This is a genomic window from Escherichia sp. MOD1-EC6819 (genome assembly GCF_002965765.1).
Lineage (GTDB): Bacteria > Pseudomonadota > Gammaproteobacteria > Enterobacterales > Enterobacteriaceae > Escherichia > Escherichia ruysiae.
In genome coordinates this window covers 86,141-107,384 of record NZ_PTRG01000012.1, presented here as the reverse complement: position 1 = coordinate 107,384, position 21,244 = coordinate 86,141, and the positions used below count along the sequence as shown (strand labels likewise).

The 21,244-nt window shown below is 50.2% G+C and carries 19 protein-coding genes; 8 read left to right on the top strand and 11 right to left on the bottom strand.

What is annotated here, in order from left to right:
- Positions 1-69 precede the first annotated feature (69 nt).
- The 6 genes from A7Z06_RS17820 to yeiP all read right to left on the bottom strand — a co-directional run bounded on the left by A7Z06_RS17820 (position 70) and on the right by yeiP (position 6,901).
- On the bottom strand, positions 70-1,626 hold the full coding sequence (locus tag A7Z06_RS17820) for a cyclic di-GMP phosphodiesterase (protein ID WP_000470616.1): 1,557 nt from the start codon (positions 1,624-1,626) through the stop codon (positions 70-72).
- 178 nt (positions 1,627-1,804) lie between these two features.
- Positions 1,805-2,371 (bottom strand): bifunctional murein DD-endopeptidase/murein LD-carboxypeptidase, encoded by a 567-nt coding sequence (gene mepS / locus A7Z06_RS17815; protein ID WP_000241011.1) that lies wholly within the window; start codon positions 2,369-2,371, stop codon positions 1,805-1,807.
- 411 nt (positions 2,372-2,782) lie between these two features.
- Entirely contained in the window at positions 2,783-3,496 is a 714-nt protein-coding gene (lpxT, locus tag A7Z06_RS17810; protein WP_010347233.1) for a Kdo(2)-lipid A phosphotransferase, read from the bottom strand.
- A 38-nt stretch (positions 3,497-3,534) separates the two neighbouring features.
- Positions 3,535-4,521: a zinc-binding GTPase YeiR gene (yeiR, locus tag A7Z06_RS17805; protein WP_000198832.1), complete on the bottom strand. Its 987-nt coding sequence runs from the start codon at positions 4,519-4,521 to the stop codon at positions 3,535-3,537.
- 117 nt (positions 4,522-4,638) lie between these two features.
- Complete coding sequence (locus A7Z06_RS17800) at positions 4,639-6,105, bottom strand: mannitol dehydrogenase family protein (protein ID WP_001091945.1); 1,467 nt, start codon at positions 6,103-6,105, stop codon at positions 4,639-4,641.
- Positions 6,106-6,328: 223 nt separating this feature from the next.
- Entirely contained in the window at positions 6,329-6,901 is a 573-nt protein-coding gene (gene yeiP / locus A7Z06_RS17795; RefSeq protein ID WP_001136827.1) for an elongation factor P-like protein YeiP, read from the bottom strand.
- A gap of 154 nt (positions 6,902-7,055) precedes the next feature.
- Between yeiP and A7Z06_RS17790 the strand changes: the two genes are divergently transcribed.
- Positions 7,056-7,310, top strand: coding sequence for a YkgJ family cysteine cluster protein (locus tag A7Z06_RS17790; protein WP_024165195.1), 255 nt, complete (start codon positions 7,056-7,058; stop codon positions 7,308-7,310).
- On the opposite strand, the gene setB is transcribed toward A7Z06_RS17790, so the two are convergent.
- Entirely contained in the window at positions 7,307-8,488 is a 1,182-nt protein-coding gene (gene setB / locus A7Z06_RS17785) for a sugar efflux transporter SetB (protein ID WP_032225709.1), read from the bottom strand. The two genes, A7Z06_RS17790 and setB, sit on opposite strands and share 4 nt — an antisense overlap.
- Before the next feature lie 367 nt (positions 8,489-8,855).
- Here setB and fruB point away from each other — a divergent pair, with 367 nt between their 5' ends.
- The 6 genes from fruB (at position 8,856) to A7Z06_RS17755 (ending at position 16,268) form a co-directional block, all read left to right on the top strand.
- Positions 8,856-9,986 carry a fused PTS fructose transporter subunit IIA/HPr protein gene (gene fruB, locus A7Z06_RS17780; RefSeq protein ID WP_000487271.1) on the top strand — a complete coding sequence of 377 codons (1,131 nt, stop codon included), beginning with the start codon at positions 8,856-8,858 and terminating at the stop codon, positions 9,984-9,986.
- Positions 9,986-10,924 carry a 1-phosphofructokinase gene (fruK, locus tag A7Z06_RS17775; RefSeq protein ID WP_000091270.1) on the top strand — a complete coding sequence of 313 codons (939 nt, stop codon included), beginning with the start codon at positions 9,986-9,988 and terminating at the stop codon, positions 10,922-10,924. Before fruB ends, fruK begins: the two co-directional genes overlap by 1 nt.
- 16 nt (positions 10,925-10,940) lie before the next feature.
- Positions 10,941-12,632 (top strand): PTS fructose transporter subunit IIBC, encoded by a 1,692-nt coding sequence (gene fruA / locus A7Z06_RS17770; protein WP_000854460.1) that lies wholly within the window; start codon positions 10,941-10,943, stop codon positions 12,630-12,632.
- Between the two features lie 424 nt (positions 12,633-13,056).
- The gene (locus tag A7Z06_RS17765) at positions 13,057-13,998 is read left to right on the top strand and encodes a pseudouridine kinase (RefSeq protein WP_001207111.1); all 942 of its coding nucleotides are present in this window, start codon (positions 13,057-13,059) and stop codon (positions 13,996-13,998) included.
- Entirely contained in the window at positions 13,986-14,924 is a 939-nt protein-coding gene (gene psuG, locus A7Z06_RS17760; RefSeq protein ID WP_001292473.1) for a pseudouridine-5'-phosphate glycosidase, read from the top strand. Before A7Z06_RS17765 ends, psuG begins: the two co-directional genes overlap by 13 nt.
- A gap of 93 nt (positions 14,925-15,017) precedes the next feature.
- Complete coding sequence (locus tag A7Z06_RS17755) at positions 15,018-16,268, top strand: NupC/NupG family nucleoside CNT transporter (protein WP_000353890.1); 1,251 nt, start codon at positions 15,018-15,020, stop codon at positions 16,266-16,268.
- Between the two features lie 70 nt (positions 16,269-16,338).
- Here the strand turns inward: A7Z06_RS17755 and A7Z06_RS17750 are convergent, their stop codons facing one another.
- Complete coding sequence (locus A7Z06_RS17750; RefSeq protein ID WP_000658562.1) at positions 16,339-17,037, bottom strand: transcriptional regulator YeiL; 699 nt, start codon at positions 17,035-17,037, stop codon at positions 16,339-16,341.
- A gap of 130 nt (positions 17,038-17,167) precedes the next feature.
- On the opposite strand from A7Z06_RS17750, the gene rihB reads away from it, so the two are divergent.
- On the top strand, positions 17,168-18,109 hold the full coding sequence (gene rihB / locus A7Z06_RS17745; protein WP_000415410.1) for a ribosylpyrimidine nucleosidase: 942 nt from the start codon (positions 17,168-17,170) through the stop codon (positions 18,107-18,109).
- A 54-nt stretch (positions 18,110-18,163) separates the two neighbouring features.
- On the opposite strand, the gene A7Z06_RS17740 is transcribed toward rihB, so the two are convergent.
- The 3 genes from A7Z06_RS17740 to A7Z06_RS17730 all read right to left on the bottom strand — a co-directional run bounded on the left by A7Z06_RS17740 (position 18,164) and on the right by A7Z06_RS17730 (position 21,235).
- The gene (locus tag A7Z06_RS17740; protein ID WP_001065007.1) at positions 18,164-19,252 is read right to left on the bottom strand and encodes a sugar kinase; all 1,089 of its coding nucleotides are present in this window, start codon (positions 19,250-19,252) and stop codon (positions 18,164-18,166) included.
- 2 nt (positions 19,253-19,254) lie between these two features.
- On the bottom strand, positions 19,255-20,112 hold the full coding sequence (nfo, locus tag A7Z06_RS17735) for a deoxyribonuclease IV (RefSeq protein WP_000873880.1): 858 nt from the start codon (positions 20,110-20,112) through the stop codon (positions 19,255-19,257).
- Between the two features lie 73 nt (positions 20,113-20,185).
- A complete protein-coding gene (locus A7Z06_RS17730; protein ID WP_000182060.1) occupies positions 20,186-21,235 on the bottom strand; it encodes a YeiH family protein in 1,050 nt (349 codons plus the stop codon).
- Between the last annotated feature and the right edge of the window lie 9 nt (positions 21,236-21,244).

The following is a 21,244-nucleotide window of genomic DNA, read 5'->3' as shown; positions in this document are numbered from 1 at the left end:
TCCTTTTACTCATCATTAGCCGCAATCCGGCATACTTTCACTATGAATAATAAGGGACGCACGCACACCTTACCACTGTGGCGTATACGGTTTCTTCAGCCAGCGGATAAAATCATCCAGCGGCAGGGGGCGACTAATCCAGTAACCTTGCAGGAAATTAACGCCACGTTCGCGCAGCCAGCGCGCCTGTTCCGGTGTTTCGACCCCTTCAGCAACTGTCAGCATATTGAGACGTTTCGCCAGCGTCAGCACCGCGTCAAGTACGGGTGAGGTGACCGTTTCCGTACCTATGGCGTTGATAAAGCCACGGTCAATTTTCAGGTAATCGAGCGTGAAACGTTCCAGATAAATAAGCGCGCTGTGCCCGGTGCCGAAGTCATCAATAGCAATTTCTACGCCGACTGAATGCAGCCAGGCGAAGAGTTGCGTGGCTTCTTGCTCTTTCAGCATATCGCGCTCGGTAATTTCCAGCACAATCTGGAAATGGTGTGCGGGCAGGGAAGTGAGCAGTTTTTGGATATCTGCTTTAAAGCTCTCGCTGTGCAGATGATCCGGCGCGATGTTAATGCCAAATTTCACGCCCACCGGCAGTATGTTTTCTAATTCTGCGGCATCACGAGCAATCAGCTCAAACAGATGCTGGGTGAGAGGTACAATCATCTTTTGCGATTCGGCATAGTGAATGAAGGCGTCCGGGGGAATTTCACCCACTACCGGGTGACGCCAGCGTAGCAGTACTTCCAGGCCAGTTACCCGCAGTGTTTGCGTATCAACCACCGGTTGATACACCACGTAAAATTGCTCACGTTTGATGGCCATCATAATTTCTCTGCCTGGGCGCATACGCACGCTCATCAGGTAATAGCAGAGCAGGCCAACGACAGTTCCACTCATACCACCCAGTAGAAACGCGTACCACACATCGTTCCATGTCCAGTCATCAGCATAAAGCCGAACGGTCAGCGGAAGGCCTGCAATTTTGGTTTCACGTACCGGCGTGCCGGTTAACTCACGGACGTTCATCAAATGCGACGTAAAAGTCGATAGCGCAGTATCACCAATAATGAGCGCGATACCGTTGAAATCTTGCTGGTGATAGCTATAGAAAATATACGGCGTCAGGTTCAGATTCAATGCTGCAAAAACGCCGCTATTTTTTAATAAAGGGTTACGATACCAGATGACGATCGTTGGTTTATTGGGCACCATCGGTGTGCCTGGCAATATTGCCATATCAATATCTTTGCCGATGTTTAGTGCCGGAATCAGTTCACTGAGTGGGATGTCCATCTCACCAGTTGCAGAAGAACAGAAGCTCTTTTTATCCTTTACCAGCACAAACGTTCGCACGTTCATGCTAAATGCTGCGCGTGCAGTCAGCTCCGGGTTAGCTTGCTGGCAGGTATCTAAGGTAAGCGGCTGGAGCCTGTCAGTGGTGGATTTCAGGTCGGCAAAATAGGTATTGAGATATTTTTGTACGTCGCTAATCAAGGTGTCGTATTTGACTTCGTGTTTATGCCAGGCCACTAAAAACTGAAGGCAGCTGACCAGTATCGCAATCATCACGCCCGCAATAATGCAGGTGAGCAGGATCTTACGTCCAGAAGAGGGAGCTCGTATGAACATGGTTCCGATAATATCCTGAAAATACGACAACACTAAAAGGAAAGAATGACGGGACTATAGCCTGGTTCAAGATGTGGAAACATCATTTTCTCGGATGAGAAAAACCAAAAAGCACTGCCTAAGCAGTGCTTTTCGTTAACTCGTCAGGATAGCCAAGGGATTGCATCCAAACGATTTATTAGCTACGGCTGAGAACCCGACGTGCTTCGTTGTAACGCTTCTTCCAGTACGGCTCATTCATGCTGGAAATAATTACACCACTGCTGGTGGATGCGTGAACAAACTGATTATTACCGATATAAATACCGACATGGCGTCCGGTTGAACCCGCGCGGAACAGGACTAAGTCGCCTGTACGCAAATTACTACGGGAAACTGATTTCCCCATTTCCTGCTGTTCATACGTTGAACGCGGAAGCTCTAAGCCAAATTGTTCACGGAATGTACGTTGTACGAAACCAGAACAATCGATACCTTTTTTGGTGCTGCCGCCCAGACGATAACGAACGCCTTTCCAGTCAGCATACTGATCCATAATTCGCGATTTCACGTCGACATTACGAACCAGGTTTTCAAATTCATCCTGAGAAGCTTGCAGTGATGATGTTTCACTACCCACTGCACGTGTCTCAGGATGCATATTCTTTGCGGTGTTGTTTGCACTACATGCAGAAAGCAGAACCGCTACTGCAATCGCGGGAATGCCGCGCAAGATATATCTCAAAATCGGTTGAGATTTGACCATGTTGTTTGTTTTCCCTTGAAGTCCTTAACGATAAATATCGTTATAAAAAATGCCAAGCGACACGAGACTAATTACCTGGGCATGTTGAAACAATTCCTTAAGGCCAAATCTGTGGACTAACGCACAAAATTATATGCTGTGAGGATAATTTAACGCCGAGGCAAAACGAGTCCGAGATTACCCGATTGGCGCGGTCTTGGCGAGCGGTTTTACATGATTTTTTATAAGAAAAAGTGATACAGAAAGTTAATAAGTGGGATTGGTCAATTAAAGAACGATTGTGCGAAAAACATGCAACCTATTCATTTGCTTAAAGAATGAGCATTGTATTCGATGAATGAAAGCAATCGTGCGCATCATCAGGATTATCCTTACTATAAAAATAAACCTGATGATGTTAATTACTGTGAGTTATTTGTTTTGGAAATGTTTGCTTTTTCCAGGTAGTGATTTGTCAAAAAAGGTGATTAATCGATCACTTAATGGCGTCAACAGCACCCAGGGTAAACCGATCAATATCACGGTCATGGAGCCGACAATGATATCGGTAAACCAGTGCGCGCCAATCATTACTCTGGGAAATGCAAAAACCACAAAAATAATAATGCCGATAAGACCTGCGACTTTTCCGAAATAGCGCCACATAAAGGCGGAAAAAATAAGTAACATCATGCCGTGATCGCCGGGAAAGCTATCTCGTGATGCATCTTTCGTGGGTACAGGTAGCAGTTCGCTGACGCGGTTAATATCTGTAAAGGTTAATGTCGGGCTGGCCCGTTTTACCGGAATTAATGCCTGACCCAGCTGGTTTAATACCACTGCGGTTAACAGCATGACCAGACCAATAATTACGATACGTCGTCTGCCAGGGGCATTTTCTTTCAGCCAGAAACTCAGCATCAACATTCCCATCGTCAGCAGTGAACAACCGTCGAAAGCGCGATTGTTGGTCAATGCAACCAGCCACAAAAAGGCCTTACTTTCGACCAGTTTCTGATTAAAGAAATAAAAAATATTCGTATCAATCGATAACCAGAATCCATGATTAACGGGTATGTACCAGGAAAGAAACAGCACGAGGCCGACAATGTTCAACAACACTATTTGCGGCAAATTTTTAATCATATTTTCTCTAATTATCTTACTGAAAAACGCAGGCAACCTTACGCGGTGGTCGCTAAACGAAGCTTCAACAGCGCGCTTTGTAAGGCGTTCCAGTCAGTTTCGCTACTGGAAATCAGCTCAATACGGCTATCCGGTGGTGCAACGTTTTGCGTTTCAATGTGCAGGTCATCGCCCTGACGGTTGATTCGCACAAGGCCTTCCGGAATGCGCATAACGCCTTTCACTCGCTCTACTGGTGCAAGTCGTGCCCATTCCAGAATGCCGATGGTGTCGAACACCGTATCAGCGTCGAATATCCAGCCACAGGCCTGATGTCCTTGTCCGCTGTTCAGACTGCGACGCCAGCGTTGATGTTCTGGCAGGCTTAACGCCGCTAACCCTTTTTTCACGCCATGCTGATGTGAATGGGCGGCGCTGGCAGGCAACTCAGTTAAATTGCGACGGGGTAAATCCAGAAGATGACCTTCAATTTGCCCATGTTCGCTGTGAATTAATTGCCGATCGCCACCATTTTGTTGCCACCAGCGTTGCAACGCTTGCTCGCTTTCGGGCGTCGCGCGGTCGGATTTATTGGCGACAATGATGTCTGCGGCAGCCAACTGGTCACGGAAGTTTTCATTATTGACACTTTTTTCATCCAACAGCAGGCGTGGATCGAGAATACACAACGTGGCGCGCAAGTCGATCCACGGTTCATAAACTGGTGCGGTTAACAGATCGAGGATCTGTTTCGGATGGCCCAGCCCGGTTGGCTCTATCAACAAGCGGTCTGGTTTTCCCTGACGCAGTAAGGTATTCAGACCTACCTGCATGGGTAAACCATTAACGCAGCACATGCAGCCGCCGGGGATCTCTTTCAGCAATGCGCCGCTATCGGCGAGCAAAGCGCCATCAATTCCGACTTCTCCAAATTCATTAACCAGCACCGCCCATTTTTCGTTGGGATCTTTATGGGCTAATAGATGAAGAATCGACGTGGTTTTCCCGCTGCCGAGAAAACCGGTGATGAGGTTGGTCCTGGTCACAGCGGCTCCGCAATACTCTGATAAGTTAACTGTGCGTTAATCCTGGCTAAAAAAGGCAGAAAAGAGAAGGGGAGAGCGGACGAAGACGGGCTTCATCCGCTTTAACCGCAGAAATCGTTAAATTTTGAGAGTGTTTAATAGCGCCTGATGCGCCCCAAACTGCGCGATTTGTTGCCAGGCTTGTTCGATAGCCTGCACAAAATGCGGGTTATTTGGCAGGTCATCACCGAAAACTTCACGCAGGGAAAGCAGGGCGGTTACGCGTTGTTCATTGCTGCTGCCCGCGACCAGGTCGCGAATTTTATCGCTAAGCGGATCGCGAACATCAATAGCATTTCCGGCATCATCAACACCGCTCACATAGCGCATCCAGCCAGCAACGCCTAATGCCAACAATGACCAGTTCGTTCCGCGCGCCAGATGTATGCGAATGCCTGCCAGCATACGCTGCGGTAATTTCTGGCTGCCATCCATCGCGATTTGCCAGGTCTTATGTTTCAGCGCCGGGTTAGCAAAACGTGCAATTAACTTATCCGCATATTGTGTTAAATCGACATCTTTGATCCGCAGCGTCGGCGCTTGCTCATCCAGCATTAATGTTCTGGCGGCATGGAGAAATGCGCGATCCTGCATACAATCACTGATATGGGCGAATCCTGCGAGATAACCCAGATAAGCGAGAAAAGAGTGACTACCATTAAGCATACGCAGTTTCATCTCCTCCCACGGCAGAACATCATTGACCATCTGCACGCCAGCGACTTCCCAGGCAGGGCGCCCCGCGACGAAGTTATCTTCCACCACCCATTGGATAAACGGCTCGCAGCTAATCGCACAGGGATCATTCACGCCCAGATGCTGGCTAATTTCCGCCAGTGATTCGTCTGTTGCTGCCGGGACAATGCGGTCTACCATGGTTCCCGGAAAGCTGACGTGATCTTTTATCCATTCCGCAAGTTCTGGCGAACGTTTTTCCGCCATCCCCAGCACCGCGTTTTTCACCACATGGCCATTATCGGGAATGTTGTCGCAGGAGAGCACGGTAAACGGGGCAAGGCCGCGTTCACGGCGGCGCTTTAGTGCTTCGACGAGAATGCCTGGCGCGGAGTGAGGATCTTCGGGACTTTGTAGATCGTGAACGATACGTGGATTGCTGATGTCGAGTGTGCCGGTAGCCGGGTCGATGCAATAGCCTTTTTCGGTAATTGTCAGGGAAACAATCGCCACCTGCGGCTCGCAAAACTTCTCAATAATCGCCGCTAAGGAATCCAGTTTTGCATTCAGGCACTCGCGAACGGCTCCAATAATAATAGCCTGGTTGCCGTCTGCGCCTTTTTCTAATACGGTGTATAAATGATCCTGCGCGCGAAGCTGGCTCATCAACTGATCGCCACTGAACAGGCTGATTTCACAGATCCCCCAGTCGCCGCCCTGGGCATTCAGCACACGGTCGGTTAATAGCGCCTGATGCGCACGGTGGAAGGCTCCAAATCCAAAATGAACGATACGAGATTTCAATTGTTGCCGATCGTAGCGGGGCGAGTGTACATGCTGCGGGAGCGTAACGGAGGCGATTGTATTCATAGGAGTCACGTCTTAGTAACGATTAATTAACAACGACAGTGTAAAGTTATATGACAGCAATTGAAATTGGTCTGGATTGTTAATGCGATGAAGTGTGAGGGCGATCAATTTAGTGGTGAATATTGCGGGAGAACGATATTCAGGAAGCGCAAAATAGAAGATTGGTATAATAAATTAAAAAAGGGACAGTCTGAGCTATCCCTTTTCTGATATCTGGCTGAAGTTAGTCAGCACGACCCATATAGCGGCGTTCTTCGATATGGATACGAATTTTTTCGCCTGGGCTTAAGTATTCTGGTACTTGAATGACCAGACCGGTGCTCAATGTCGCCGGTTTGTTACGGGCGCTGGCAGACGCGCCTTTGATGCCCGGTGCGGTTTCAACAATTTCCAGATCAACGGTTTGCGGCAGTTCAAGCGCCAGAAGTTGACCGTCCCAGGTCAGAACCTGCATATCCGGCATACCGCCTTCCGGCATAAACAGCAGCTCTTCTTCGATCTGATCTTTAGTGAAGGTATACGGGGTATAGTCTTCTTTATCCATAAAGACATATTCGTTGCCATCGACGTAGGAGAAGTCAACGTAACGACGGGTCAGCGTTACGGTGTCAACGATATCATCGCCTTTGAAGCGTTCTTCCACTTTCAGCCCGGTACGGACATCAGAAAAACGCATTTTGTACAGCGTAGCGGCACCACGGGCGGTGGGAGACTGAATATCAATATCCTTAACCAGCAGCAATTTGCCGTTGTAATTCAGTACCATACCTTTTTTAATTTCGTTCGCTCTTGGCATCGAAAAATTCCTGTTATCGAAAATGTCAAAAATATCGCGTCAAACTACTCGCGACGAGCCTTTCAGGCAAGTGGTATTCGCACTTTTGCTGGTGCAAAAAAGGTGGTACTGTGCGCGCTCATCAATCCGGTGGTTAACCTTAAGAGAACAACGTATGGAATGCCGTCCGGGTTGCGGGGCGTGTTGCACTGCCCCTTCAATTTCCAGCCCTATACCTGGTATGCCAGATGGCAAGCCCGCCAATACGCCCTGCATTCAGCTTGATGAACAGCAACGTTGTAAAATTTTTACATCGCCGCTACGTCCGAAAGTTTGCGCAGGTTTACAAGCCAGTGCTGAAATGTGCGGTAACACGCGTCAGCAGGCGATGACCTGGCTTATCGATCTGGAAATACTGACCGCGCCTTAAACATCTTTAATCCGCAGTAAGCAGAACAGAGTGGCGATAATCATCACCATCGCAAACCAGAACACGGCGTGATAATTCCAGATTTCGGCGACTATGCCCGCCACTGACCCCGCGATGATCCAGCCCACACGCGAGGTATTGGTATAGAGCGTGGTTGCTGAACCCGCCTGACCGGGCATCAGATCCTGAAAATAGAGCATCCCGATGCCACCCAGAATGCCAATAAAAATAGCATTCAGCAGCTGCAAGCCCAACAGAATGACAGGTGAATGCGCCATCAGCATACCTGCGTAAAAACAGACGCCACCCACGGCGGCAACGCGCATTAAGAAACGCTTACCCAGACGTTTGGCAAAATAACCCGCGATCAACATGGTCGGGATTTCCAGGCCTGCGGCGGTTCCCATCATCACGCCCGCCAGTTTCTCGGGAAGATGCAATTCGTTGATAATAAACAGTGGCATGTTGATGATGTACAGGCTATTTGACCCCCACATCAACGTACAAATGACAAACAGCAGTAGCGTATCGCGACGATTACGGCGCGGCGCTTCAACCGTGCCGGTCGCCAGCGGAACCTCTTTTTGCATCGACGGTAAAAATAGCCACACCATCAGGCCGCAGACAATAAACGCCACTGCTGCGCTGAGATACATCACCGTAAAGCTGAACCCCATCGCCAGGGCATAAGCCAGCGGCGGACCAATGACCCATGCCAACGAAACCTGAGCGCGTAAAAAAGAGCTGAACATCACCGCTTCACGCCCGGTTTTGTCAGCGTGCTCACGGGCGAGAGCAAACATTTGCGGGTTGGCGGTAGAGCCAAAGCTACTAAGAAAGACACCAACGAACAGCAAAACAAAGTAGTTGCGGTTCCAGGCAAAAAGGGTGCAGGCCAACACGCCTAACAGGCAGCAAAAGACAATCAGTGATTTACGATCGCCGCGCTTATCAGAGCGTCCGGCGAGAAACTGACTCACCAGAATCCCGATGACAGCACTGCCGGTAAAGAAGAATCCCACCATCGCCGGACGGGCGTGCACTTCATCGGTAAGGAATATACTGAGCGTCGGGGTTTGCAGAGCGCCCGCAATACCGGTGAGAAAGGCAACGATTAAAAACGCCGTCGATGTCAGGTCAAACGATTTCGCACTGGAGACTGCGGGGGAGTTATGCATGCTGGTCGATCACTGAAAGATGGAGACGCGGAGTTTACGCTGCTTGTCAGAAAATAAACAGTCAGTGAAATCAAACTCGCCACGAATAATCAAAATGCCATTTCACTCTTGTTGATTGTCTGCTGACGCTGCTGAAATGAAATTGCTGGCAACGAGTTTTCCCGTCAGCAATTAGGAAAAATGACAAAAAATTGTGCAGCACATCAAAATTTTGGTCATAAGTTTACAGCTTCCCTTGCGTGCTGAAACAGAAGTATTATGCTTTATTGAAACGTTTCAGCGCGATCTTGTCTTTAACCGTAAGCCAGGTTGGCGCTTTTTTTCTCATAGAAGCTGAATCGTTTCAATTCAGCAAGAGAGGAGAACTATGTTCCAGTTATCCGTACAGGACATCCATCCGGGCGAAAAGGCCGGAGACAAAGAAGAGGCGATTCGCCAGGTCGCTGCGGCGCTGGTGCGGGCCGGTAATGTAGCTGAAGGCTACGTCAATGGCATGCTGGCGCGCGAGCAGCAAACCTCAACGTTCCTCGGCAATGGTATTGCTATTCCTCACGGCACCACCGACACCCGCGATCAGGTGCTGAAAACCGGCGTTCAGGTATTTCAGTTCCCGGAAGGCGTCACCTGGGGTGACGGTCAGGTAGCGTACGTGGCGATCGGTATTGCCGCCAGCTCGGACGAACACCTGGGCCTGCTGCGCCAGCTGACCCACGTGCTAAGCGATGATTCCGTTGCTGAACAACTGAAGTCAGCAACGACAGCAGAAGAACTTCGCGCATTGCTGATGGGCGAAAAGCAGAGTGAGCAGCTGAAACTCGATAACGAAATGCTGACGCTGGATATTGTCGCCAGCGATCTGCTGACTCTGCAGGCGCTGAACGCTGCACGTCTGAAAGAAGCGGGTGCCGTTGACGCCACCTTCGTCACTAAAGCCATCAATGAACAACCTCTGAATCTCGGACAGGGCATCTGGCTGAGCGATAGCGCCGAAGGCAACCTGCGTAGCGCGATTGCGGTAAGCCGCGCGGCAAATGCTTTTGATGTGGAGGGCGAAACGGCAGCCATGCTGGTGAGTGTGGCAATGAATGACGATCAGCCCGTCGCGGTTCTTAAGCGTCTCGCCGATCTGTTACTCGACAATAAAGCTGACCGTTTGCTGAAAGCGGATGCGGCAACATTGCTGGCACTGCTGACCAGCGATGATGCGCCGACTGACGACGTGTTAAGCGCGGAGTTTGTGGTGCGCAACGAACACGGCCTGCATGCTCGTCCAGGCACCATGCTGGTCAATACCATTAAACAATTTAACAGTGATATTACCGTGACAAACCTTGATGGCACCGGCAAACCGGCAAACGGACGTAGTCTGATGAAAGTTGTGGCACTTGGCGTTAAGAAAGGTCATCGCCTGCGCTTTACCGCCCAGGGGGCGGATGCTGAACAGGCACTGAAGGCAATTGGCGACGCCATCGCCGCAGGTCTTGGGGAGGGCGCGTAATGAGCAGACGTGTTGCTACGATCACCCTCAATCCGGCGTATGACCTTGTTGGTTTCTGCCCGGAAATTGAACGCGGCGAAGTGAACCTGGTGAAAACCACCGGTCTTCATGCGGCGGGTAAAGGTATCAACGTTGCCAAAGTTCTGAAAGATCTGGGTATTGATGTCACCGTTGGCGGCTTTCTGGGTAAAGACAATCAGGACGGATTTCAGCAACTGTTCAGCGAGCTGGGTATTGCCAACCGTTTCCAGGTTGTACAGGGGCGTACCCGCATTAACGTTAAGTTGACGGAAAAAGACGGCGAAGTTACTGACCTCAATTTCTCGGGTTTTGAAGTCACTCCAGCAGACTGGGAACGCTTTGTGACTGATTCTCTGAGCTGGCTCGGTCAGTTCGATATGGTCTGTGTCAGCGGCAGTTTACCGTCAGGCGTCAGCCCGGAAGCATTCACCGACTGGATGACTCGCCTGCGTAGTCAGTGTCCTTGCATTATCTTTGATAGTAGCCGCGAAGCATTAGTGGCAGGTTTGAAAGCGGCACCGTGGCTGGTGAAACCTAACCGCCGCGAGCTGGAAATCTGGGCTGGCCGTAAACTGCCTGAAATGAAAGATGTCATTGAAGCTGCACATGCGCTACGTGAACAAGGTATCGCGCATGTCGTCATTTCACTGGGTGCCGAAGGCGCGCTTTGGGTTAATGCCTCCGGCGAATGGATCGCCAAACCACCGTCAGTCGATGTCGTAAGCACTGTTGGCGCAGGGGATTCCATGGTTGGTGGCCTCATTTATGGCTTGCTGATGCGTGAATCCAGTGAACACACACTGCGTCTGGCAACGGCTGTTGCAGCCCTGGCGGTCAGTCAAAGCAATGTGGGTATTACCGATCGTCCGCAGTTGGCCGCAATGATGGCGCGCGTCGACTTACAACCTTTTAACTGACAGCAGGAGAGGCATAATGAAAACGCTGCTGATTATTGACGCTAATCTCGGTCAGGCACGCGCCTATATGGCGAAGACCCTGCTGGGCGCGGCGGCGCGAAAAGCAAAACTGGAAATCATCGACAATCCGAACGACGCTGAAATGGCGATTGTTCTGGGTGATTCCATCCCGAACGACAGCGCGCTGAACGGTAAAAATGTCTGGCTGGGCGATATTTCCCGCGCAGTCGCGCATCCTGAGCTATTCCTGAGTGAAGCCAAAGGCCATGCGAAGCCTTACACTGCGCCGGTCGCTGCGACAGCACCGGTTGTCGCCAGTGGCCCGAAACGCGTGGTTGCGGTGACAGCTTGCCCAACTGGCGTAGCGCACACCTTTATGGCGGCTGAAGCCATTGAAACCGAAGCGAAAAAACGTGGCTGGTGGGTGAAAGTTGAAACCCGTGGTTCTGTTGGCGCGGGTAATGCAATCACTCCCGAAGAAGTAGCCGCAGCGGATCTGGTGATTGTGGCGGCAGATATCGAAGTGGATCTGGCGAAATTTGCCGGTAAACCAATGTATCGCACCTCTACCGGTCTGGCGCTGAAGAAAACGGCTCAGGAGCTGGATAAAGCGGTTGCTGAAGCGACGCCTTACGAACCGGCGGGTAAAGCTCAAACGGCGACCACTGAAGGTAAGAAAGAGAGTGCAGGCGCGTATCGTCACCTGCTGACGGGCGTTTCCTACATGCTGCCAATGGTGGTTGCGGGTGGTCTGTGTATCGCGCTTTCCTTTGCTTTTGGTATCGAAGCGTTTAAAGAGCAGGGGACGCTGGCGGCGGCGCTGATGCAGATTGGCGGTGGTTCAGCCTTTGCGCTGATGGTGCCGGTACTGGCGGGTTACATTGCCTTCTCCATTGCCGATCGTCCGGGTCTCACGCCGGGTCTGATTGGCGGTATGCTGGCGGTCAGCACAGGTTCTGGCTTCATTGGCGGGATCATTGCGGGCTTCCTGGCGGGTTACATCGCGAAGTTAATCAGTACGCAACTGAAACTGCCACAGAGTATGGAGGCGCTGAAACCGATTCTGATCATTCCGCTGATTTCCAGTCTGGTGGTCGGTCTGGCGATGATCTACCTGATCGGTAAACCGGTTGCTGGCATCCTCGAAAGCCTGACTCACTGGCTGCAAACCATGGGTACTGCGAATGCGGTTCTGCTGGGCGCGATCCTCGGTGGCATGATGTGTACTGACATGGGCGGTCCGGTAAACAAAGCAGCGTATGCATTCGGTGTGGGTCTGCTGAGTACTCAAACCTATGGCCCGATGGCGGCGATTATGGCGGCAGGTATGGTGCCTCCGCTGGCAATGGGGCTGGCAACAATGGTGGCGCGTCGCAAATTCGACAAAGCGCAGCAAGAAGGCGGCAAAGCAGCTCTGGTTCTTGGTCTGTGCTTTATTTCAGAAGGTGCAATTCCGTTTGCTGCCCGTGATCCGATGCGAGTGCTGCCGTGCTGTATCGTTGGTGGGGCGCTGACTGGCGCAATCTCAATGGCGATTGGTGCGAAACTGATGGCACCGCACGGTGGTCTGTTTGTTCTGCTGATCCCTGGCGCCATTACGCCGGTACTGGGTTACCTGGTGGCAATTATCGCTGGTACGCTGGTGGCGGGTCTGGCCTATGCCTTCCTGAAACGTCCGGAAGCGGACGTTGTGGCGAAAGCAGCATAATAAAACGTGAACCACAGGGCAGAAATTTTCTGCCCTGTATCATTTGATGAGTGCAAGGTGAGTGATAAATTGTTGACGGCAATTCTATGATTTTGAATGGTTTTATTTTCCAATAGAAAGCTGACACTCTCATCAAACAGTAACGTCATTTCCTCAAGGGCAGATTAATTTCTGCCCTTTTTTATTGTTTCCATTCTGTGCATCACTTCACAATTTCTTCGCTTTTTCTAAAACCGCCAATAATAGCGTTTTGTGAGCTTGTTCAAATCTGCTCATTTTGCCCCTCTGGCGGTAATTTACTTTAAGTAAAACATGCATACTATGAGCACATGTTTAAATATGAACACATGTTTAAACCGTCTTTGCAGTTATCTCTATTCTTGTGGATTGAAAGGGTTGGTAATTTTTTACCAGAGGACGTGCTATGCGCGAAAAGGATTATGTCGTAATTATAGGTTCGGCGAATATTGATGTCGCCGGATATTCACATGAATCATTAAATTATGCGGATTCCAATCCAGGGAAAATAAAATTTACTCCCGGTGGAGTAGGGCGCAATATCGCACAAAATCTGGCGTTGCTGGGAAACAAAGCCTGGCTACTGAGCGCCGTAGGCAGTGATTTTTATGGTCAATCGCTCCTGACACAAACCAATCACTCCGGTGTTTATGTCGATAAATGCCTTATTGTGCCTGGGGAAAATACATCGAGCTATTTATCATTACTCGATAATACCGGTGAAATGCTGGTTGCTATAAATGACATGAATATTAGTAACTGTATTTCAGCGGAATATCTCGCACAGCACCGTGAATTTATTCAGGGGGCAAAGGTCATTGTCGCAGACTGTAATATCAGTGAAGAGACATTGGTCTGGATTCTGGATAATGCCGCTGGCGTACCGGTATTTGTCGATCCGGTTTCGGCCTGGAAATGCGTCAAAGTACGCGAGCGATTAAGTCAAATTCATACCCTGAAGCCAAACCGTCTTGAAGCGGAAACCCTGAGCGGGATTGCGCTTTCCGGGCGTGAAGATGTAGCAAAGGTTGCCGCCTGGTTCCATCAACATGGCCTGAACCGACTGGTTCTGAGCATGGGTGGTGATGGTGTTTATTATAGTGATATCAGCGGCGAAAGCGGCTGGTCTGCACCGATTAAAACCAATGTCATTAATGTTACCGGAGCGGGCGATGCCATGATGGCGGGACTTGCTTCGTGTTGGGTAGACGGGATGCCGTTTGCCGAATCTGTTCGTTTTGCACAGGGATGTTCGTCAATGGCGCTCTCCTGTGAATACACCAATAACCCTGATTTATCGATTGCCAACGTTATATCGTTAGTGGAGAACGCAGAATGTCTGAATTAAAAATTTCCCCTGAATTATTACAAATTTCCCCGGAAGTACAGGACGCTTTAAAAAACAAAAAACCGGTTGTGGCGCTGGAATCGACCATTATTTCTCACGGGATGCCGTTCCCGCAAAATGCCCAGACCGCAATTGAAGTTGAAGAAACAATTCGTAAGCAGGGCGCTGTACCAGCCACTATCGCTATTATTGGCGGCGTGATGAAAGTGGGCTTAAGCAAAGAAGAAATTGAATTGCTGGGTCGTGAAGGACATAACGTAACGAAAGTTAGCCGTCGCGATTTACCTTTTGTTGTTGCCGCCGGAAAAAATGGCGCAACCACCGTGGCTTCCACCATGATTATTGCGGCGCTTGCCGGAATTAAAGTATTTGCCACTGGCGGTATTGGCGGTGTTCATCGCGGGGCGGAAAATACCTTCGATATTTCCGCCGATTTACAGGAACTGGCGCACACTAATGTCACCGTAGTTTGTGCCGGAGCAAAATCTATTCTCGATTTAGGCTTAACCACCGAATATTTAGAAACTTTTGGTGTGCCGTTAATTGGCTATCAGACCAAAGCATTACCAGCGTTTTTCTGCCGCACCAGCCCGTTTGAAGTCAGCATCCGTCTCGACAGCGCCAGCGAAATTGCCCGTGCGATGGCGGTGAAATGGCAAAGCGGTCTGAACGGTGGCCTGGTGGTGGCAAACCCAATTCCGGAACAGTTTGCGATGCCGGAAGAAAGTATTAACGCTGCAATTGATCAGGCAGTTGCCGAAGCTGAAGAGCAAGGTGTAATCGGTAAAGAAAGCACGCCGTTCCTGCTGGCACGCGTTGCAGAACTGACCGGTGGCGACAGCCTGAAATCCAACATCCAGTTGGTGTTTAACAACGCCATTCTGGCGAGCGAAATTGCCAAAGAATACCAGCGTCTCGCGGGTTAATTTCTGACGGGCAGAAAGCCGTCGCCCGTACTCATCATACAAACCGAAACCTGGCGCTGGCGCCGGGTTTACGGGCATGAAGGGAAAATCATTATGGATATAATGAGAAGTGTTGTGGGGATGGTGGTGTTACTGGCAATAGCGTTTGTGTTGTCAGTGAATAAAAAGAGCATCAGTTTGCGCACGGTTGGAGCCGCGCTGCTGCTGCAAATCGCTATTGGCGGCATTATGCTCTACTTCCCACCGGGAAAATGGGCTGTAGAGCAGGCGGCATTGGGCGTACATAAAGTCATGTCCTACAGCGATGCGGGTAGCGCCTTTATTTTTGGCTCTCTGGTGGGGCCGAAAATGGATGTCCTGTTTGATGGCGCGGGCTTTATCTTCGCCTTTCGCGTACTTCCGGCGATTATTTTCGTTACTGCGCTCATCAGTCTGCTGTACTACATTGGCGTGATGGGACTCCTTATTCGCATTCTTGGCAGTATTTTCCAGAAAGCCCTCAACATCAGCAAAATAGAATCTTTTGTCGCGGTCACCACCATTTTCCTTGGGCAAAACGAGATCCCGGCGATCGTAAAACCGTTTATTGATCGTATGAATCGCAACGAGTTGTTTACCGCAATTTGTAGCGGCATGGCGTCTATTGCCGGTTCGATGATGATTGGTTACGCCGGAATGGGCGTGCCAATTGACTATCTGTTAGCGGCATCGCTGATGGCGATCCCTGGCGGTATTTTGTTTGCACGTATTCTTAGCCCGGCAACCGAGCCTTCGCAGGTGACATTTGAAAATCTGTCGTTCAGCGAAACGCCGCCAAAAAGCTTTATCGAAGCAGCGGCGAATGGTGCGATGACCGGACTGAAAATAGCCGCAGGTGTGGCGACGGTGGTGATGGCGTTTGTGGCGATTATTGCGCTGATCAACGGCATTATCGGTGGAATTGGCGGTTGGTTTGGTTTTGCCAATGCCTCTCTGGAAAGTATTTTTGGCTATGTACTGGCACCGCTGGCGTGGATCATGGGCGTGGACTGGAGTGATGCCAACCTTGCGGGTAGCCTGATTGGGCAGAAACTGGCGATTAACGAATTTGTCGCTTACCTGAGTTTCTCGCCATATTTGCAAACGGGCGGCACGCTGGACGTGAAAACTGTTGCCATTATCTCCTTTGCGCTTTGTGGTTTTGCTAACTTTGGTTCTATCGGTGTTGTCGTTGGGGCGTTCTCGGCTATTTCGCCAAAACGGGCGCCGGAAATCGCCCAGCTTGGTTTACGGGCGCTGGCAGCTGCGACGCTTTCCAACCTGATGAGTGCGACCATTGCCGGGTTCTTTATTGGGCTGGCGTAATGCTCGATTTGTAGGCCGGATAAGACGCATCAATCGTCGCATCCGGTAATCGCGCTATTGCAAATCATTTTTACTGCATCATCCCGGAGAATTTATTCTCCGGGTCCATCTCCAGCGCCAGTCCCAACAACTTCTTTCTATTTTTAATGAGATACCCTTTCTTATTTTTAATTAATAAACCGTCGTGAATGAATTGTGCGAGAACATATAAGAGGTGTCTATAAGAAACGCCTAAATACTCTGCCGCTTGCGTATGCTTTTCGTGATAAAGATCACCTTCCTGCGAGAGTAATATAAATGCTGCCAGGCGATTCACTAATGGAAATGATTGATTCTGAGTTAAAGAAACAATATTGCGATAATTTTTATGACTTAAGGTGACGCAGAGTTTTCGTAAAAATAGCGTGTCGTTTAATAACAACGGGCGGTAATGTTTCATGGGGAGTGCAATACACCAACACTCTTCAATAGCCTGCACCGCACGTGGTTCATGGTCTTTATCGATTAACTCAATCTCGCCAATAAAACAGGGCGCGGCAAAGAAATCAATCAGCGACACGCGCCCATTAGCTAGCGTGGCGTAAAGCCTGGCGCGGCCTCGCGTCAGGTAAAACAGCCAGGACGGCTGTTGCCCTTCCTGCACAATGTAGTCACGCGCTAAAAAATGAAACAGCCGCGTATCGGCTGAAACATCCGTTAAAAAGCAATCCTTAAACGCGGATTCACTCATCAATTGCAGCTTAAGATCATTATTGTGGATTTCTTTCACGATGTTTATCCGCTATGAGATTTCTCATATTTAGCATACGTACGCTGTTGTTAAGATTCAATCATCGGCCCGGTCGAATTTTCTTCGCTGTAGAAAAAAATAACGCAACTGGAAACAGAGGAAATAAACAATGGAAAAGAGAAAAATTATTCTGGATTGTGATCCGGGTCATGATGATGCTATTGCCATAATGATGGCCGCGAAACATCCGGCGATTGATTTATTAGGTATCACCATTGTGGCGGGTAATCAGACGCTTGATAAAACATTAATTAATGGTCTGAATGTTTGTCAGAAACTGGAGATTAATGTTCCGGTTTATGCGGGGATGCCGCAGCCAATTATGCGCAAACAAATCGTTGCCGATAATATTCATGGCGAAACCGGTCTGGATGGCCCGGTGTTCGAACCGCTGACCCGCCAGGCTGAAAGCACCCATGCGGTGAAATACATCATTGATACCCTGATGGCAAGCGAAGGCGATATCACTCTGGTGCCGGTGGGGCCGCTGTCAAACATCGCGGTGGCGATGCGTATGCAGCCCGCAATCCTGCCAAAAATCCGTGAAATTGTGCTGATGGGCGGCGCTTATGGTACAGGTAACTTCACGCCGTCTGCCGAGTTCAACATTTTTGCTGATCCAGAAGCGGCACGCGTGGTATTCACCTCCGGCGTTCCGTTGGTGATGATGGGCCTGGATCTCACTAACCAGACCGTGTGTACCCCGGATGTGATTGCGCGGATGGAAAGGGCCGGTGGCCCTGCCGGCGAACTGTTCCGCGACATCATGAATTTCACCCTCAAAACCCAGTTCGAAAACTACGGCCTGGCTGGCGGCCCGGTGCATGACGCCACCTGCATAGGTTATCTGATCAACTCTGATGGCATTAAAACCCAGGAAATGTATGTCGAAGTGGACGTTAATAGCGGCCCTTGCTACGGGCGTACCGTCTGCGACGAGCTGGGCGTTCTTGGCAAGCCCGCCAATACCAAAGTCGGCATCACTATTGATACCGACTGGTTCTGGGGATTAGTCGAAGAGTGCGTTCGCGGCTACATCAAAACCCACTAAGTGTTGATAATAAGACCGGATAAGACGCATCAAGCGTCGCATCCGGCAACATTGTTACACCATCGGCACTAATGAAAGCGCGTTATCAGCAGACAGGGTAGGGTTATTTATGCTGCCGCTGGCGCGCGAAATTGCCGCGCAGGCCATCGCAAAACGGGCGCTGTCGCGGAAACTGTATCCTTCAAGAAAGCTATATACCAGGCCCGCCATAAAACCATCGTCAGCACCAAAACTATCGACAGTCGTATGCGCTGGCGCGGTCAGCAAAAATTGTTCGCCATCCTTTTCGCTGCAATAAACGGATTCATCGGGCAAATAAACAAACAGTTGCTGAACACCTTGCTGATGCAACGCATTCACTGCGGCATGACGGTCAGCATCGCTGGTGATCGCCTTTTCCCACAAAATTTCCAGCTCCGGTAAAGTGGGTTTCAGGGTGTGAATATGCGCCAGCCAGTGTTTGATTTTGCCCGCTTTGAATTCTGAAACGGTATCGACAAATACCGGAATTTCATCGGCGAGGGTAAAGACCCACTCCAGCGCCTCGGCAGTCAGGTTGCAATCTGCCAGTACCACGCCCGCATGACGAAGTAAATCACGTGACCCGTTCAATAATTGCGGCGTTAACTGTTCCAGCAGATGGGTATCATTAATCGCCAATACGGTTTGTTCGTCTTGATTGGCAATTGCCAGATACGTTGATGTGCTTTGACCATGTAAACGAACGCAGCCAGAGACATTCACTCCAGCACGGCGCGTCTCTTCTAAGAGCATCTCGCCATAAAAATCATTGCCAATCACAGAGAGTAAATGGACGTCGCGGCCTAACAGCGCCAGATTGTGGGCGATATTGCGCCCAACGCCGCCTGCCGAACAATGAATCGTACCGGGATGAGAAGCCGCTTGTGGGTAACGGATATCCGCCATCCCGCGAATATCCATATTGATTGTCCCCACCACGACGCAGTATTCCTGCTCGGTGAGAATGTAACCTTTGCCTTTAATCCGCCCTTTGCGCATTAAATCCATAATATGCGCCGCAACGCGCGAACGGCTGATTTGCAGCATGTCCGCAATTTCATTCTGCTGAATCAGCGGGTTACGCCGTAAAATTGCAAGGATCTCCTTTTCCCGGTTATTCATCTTCAGGCTACCGCTTTTTCAGTTTGTTGCGCTTTTAGCCAGGCGATCTCTTCTGCCCAGATATCCGGGTTGATGGTTTCAAGGATCAGCGGAATGCCGTCGAAACGGTCGTCCTGCATGATCCAGCGGAACGCATCATGACCGATATTGCCTTCACCGAGGCTATGATGGCGGTCAACGCGGCTGCCAAAGGTGCTTTTCGCATCGTTAAGGTGCATCCCACGCAGATACTTAAAGCCAACAATACGGGCAAAATCAGCGAACGTTTTCTCGCATTCGGCTGGAGTACGCAAATCATACCCTGCAGCGAAAGCATGGCAGGTATCAATGCAGACGCCGACGCGGGATTTATCTTCCACGCCATCGATAATCGCCGCGAGATGTTCGAATTTAAACCCTAAGTTGCTGCCCTGACCGGCGGTGTTTTCAATCACCGCTGTCACGCCTTGTGTTTTATCCAGCGCAATATTGATGGATTCGGCAATGCGCGCCAGACAATCCTCTTCTGAAATCTGCATCAGATGGCTGCCTGGGTGGAAGTTGAGCAAAGAAAGTCCCAGTTGTTCGCAACGCTGCATTTCATCTATAAACGCATCGCGTGATTTTTCCAGAGCTTCAGCGACCGGATGACCGAGGTTAATCAGATAACTGTCGTGGGGAAGAATTTGCGCCGACGTGTAGTGATATTTTTCACAGGCGGCTTTGAATTCATCGATGGTTTGCGTCGTGAGCGGTGCGGCACGCCACTGACGTTGATTTTTGGTGAACAAGGCAAACGCGGTAGCGTCGATTTCGGCGGCGCGAATTGCGGCATTTGCCAGACCGCCAGCAGCACTAACGTGCGCTCCAATGTATTTCATATGTGGACTCCTGTTAAACCCGCTGGAGGAAAACGGTAATGATAGCGGGTTAACAGGAGCAAGATGTAGTGGTTTATGCGATGACGCTTTGAATTACATAGTTAATCGCAGCACCACCAACAATCAGCCAGGCAAACAGTACCAGTGCCATCAGCAGAGGTTTCGCCCCGGCTTTTTTCAGCGCGCTGACGTGAGTGGTCAGACCCAGCGCCGCCATCGCCATTGCCAGCAGGAAGGTATCCAGCGTTACCAGCATATCCACCACGCTCTGCGGTAACAGGTGGAACGAGTTAAAGATGGCAACCACGATGAACAGGATGGCAAACCACGGAATGGTGATTTTGCTTTTCTCGCCGCCATTAGCCGGAGACAGTTGTTTAACACGTGCCGCCAGCAGGATGAGGAACGGAGCCAGCATCATCACGCGCAGCATTTTGGAGATAACTGCTGCGTTCTCAGCTTCCGGGCTGATGGCATGACCAGCTGCCACTACCTGCGCCACTTCGTGCATGGTAGAACCAATGTAGATACCGAACGTTTCCGGGCTAAACCATTGGGTCATCAGCGGATACATTGCCGGGTAGAGGAAAATCGCGATGGTTCCGAAGATAACCACGGTTGCGACAGCCACAGTCACTTTACTGGCTTCTGCTTTCACTACCGGCTCAGTCGCCAGTACCGCCGCAGCACCACAAATACTGCTACCGGCACCGATCAACCAGCTGGTGTGCTTGTCCAGGCCAAACACTTTCTGCCCCAGGAAGCAGGCCAGCAGGAAGGTGCTGGACAGTGTCAACACGTCAATGATGATCCCACTAATACCGACATCGGCAATTTGTGAAAACGTCAAACGGAAACCGTAAAGAATAATACCCAGACGTAGTAAATGTTGCTTGGCAAACAGCACACCGCCGTCACAGCTTTTCCAGATATGCGGATATACTGTGTTGCCTAAAACCATCCCCAACAAGATTGCGAGAGTGAGGGCACTAAACCCGGCACCCGCAACAGCGGGAATGGAACCACCCCACAGGGCGACCCCGGTGATAACTGCACTCAGGGCTAACCCCGGAATGAAATGCCACAGTGTACGATGTTGTTTCTGTAAGGTGATATTCGTCATAACCCTCTC

What these genes read in the sequence shown, in the direction of transcription:
- setB (WP_032225709.1), bottom strand. Translation starts at nt 8,488, where the DNA reads ATGCATAACTCCCCCGCAGTCTCCAGTGCGAAATCGTTTGACCTGACA.
- fruK (WP_000091270.1), top strand. Translation starts at nt 9,986, where the DNA reads ATGAGCAGACGTGTTGCTACGATCACCCTCAATCCGGCGTATGACCTT.
- A7Z06_RS17800 (WP_001091945.1), bottom strand. Translation starts at nt 6,105, where the DNA reads ATGAATACAATCGCCTCCGTTACGCTCCCGCAGCATGTACACTCGCCC.
- nfo (WP_000873880.1), bottom strand. Translation starts at nt 20,112, where the DNA reads ATGAAATACATTGGAGCGCACGTTAGTGCTGCTGGCGGTCTGGCAAAT.
- lpxT (WP_010347233.1), bottom strand. Translation starts at nt 3,496, where the DNA reads ATGATTAAAAATTTGCCGCAAATAGTGTTGTTGAACATTGTCGGCCTC.
- A7Z06_RS17755 (WP_000353890.1), top strand. Translation starts at nt 15,018, where the DNA reads ATGGATATAATGAGAAGTGTTGTGGGGATGGTGGTGTTACTGGCAATA.
- A7Z06_RS17790 (WP_024165195.1), top strand. Translation starts at nt 7,056, where the DNA reads ATGGAATGCCGTCCGGGTTGCGGGGCGTGTTGCACTGCCCCTTCAATT.
- rihB (WP_000415410.1), top strand. Translation starts at nt 17,168, where the DNA reads ATGGAAAAGAGAAAAATTATTCTGGATTGTGATCCGGGTCATGATGAT.
- yeiP (WP_001136827.1), bottom strand. Translation starts at nt 6,901, where the DNA reads ATGCCAAGAGCGAACGAAATTAAAAAAGGTATGGTACTGAATTACAAC.
- A7Z06_RS17730 (WP_000182060.1), bottom strand. Translation starts at nt 21,235, where the DNA reads ATGACGAATATCACCTTACAGAAACAACATCGTACACTGTGGCATTTC.
- A7Z06_RS17740 (WP_001065007.1), bottom strand. Translation starts at nt 19,252, where the DNA reads ATGAATAACCGGGAAAAGGAGATCCTTGCAATTTTACGGCGTAACCCG.
- mepS (WP_000241011.1), bottom strand. Translation starts at nt 2,371, where the DNA reads ATGGTCAAATCTCAACCGATTTTGAGATATATCTTGCGCGGCATTCCC.
- psuG (WP_001292473.1), top strand. Translation starts at nt 13,986, where the DNA reads ATGTCTGAATTAAAAATTTCCCCTGAATTATTACAAATTTCCCCGGAA.
- A7Z06_RS17820 (WP_000470616.1), bottom strand. Translation starts at nt 1,626, where the DNA reads ATGTTCATACGAGCTCCCTCTTCTGGACGTAAGATCCTGCTCACCTGC.
- fruB (WP_000487271.1), top strand. Translation starts at nt 8,856, where the DNA reads ATGTTCCAGTTATCCGTACAGGACATCCATCCGGGCGAAAAGGCCGGA.
- fruA (WP_000854460.1), top strand. Translation starts at nt 10,941, where the DNA reads ATGAAAACGCTGCTGATTATTGACGCTAATCTCGGTCAGGCACGCGCC.
- A7Z06_RS17765 (WP_001207111.1), top strand. Translation starts at nt 13,057, where the DNA reads ATGCGCGAAAAGGATTATGTCGTAATTATAGGTTCGGCGAATATTGAT.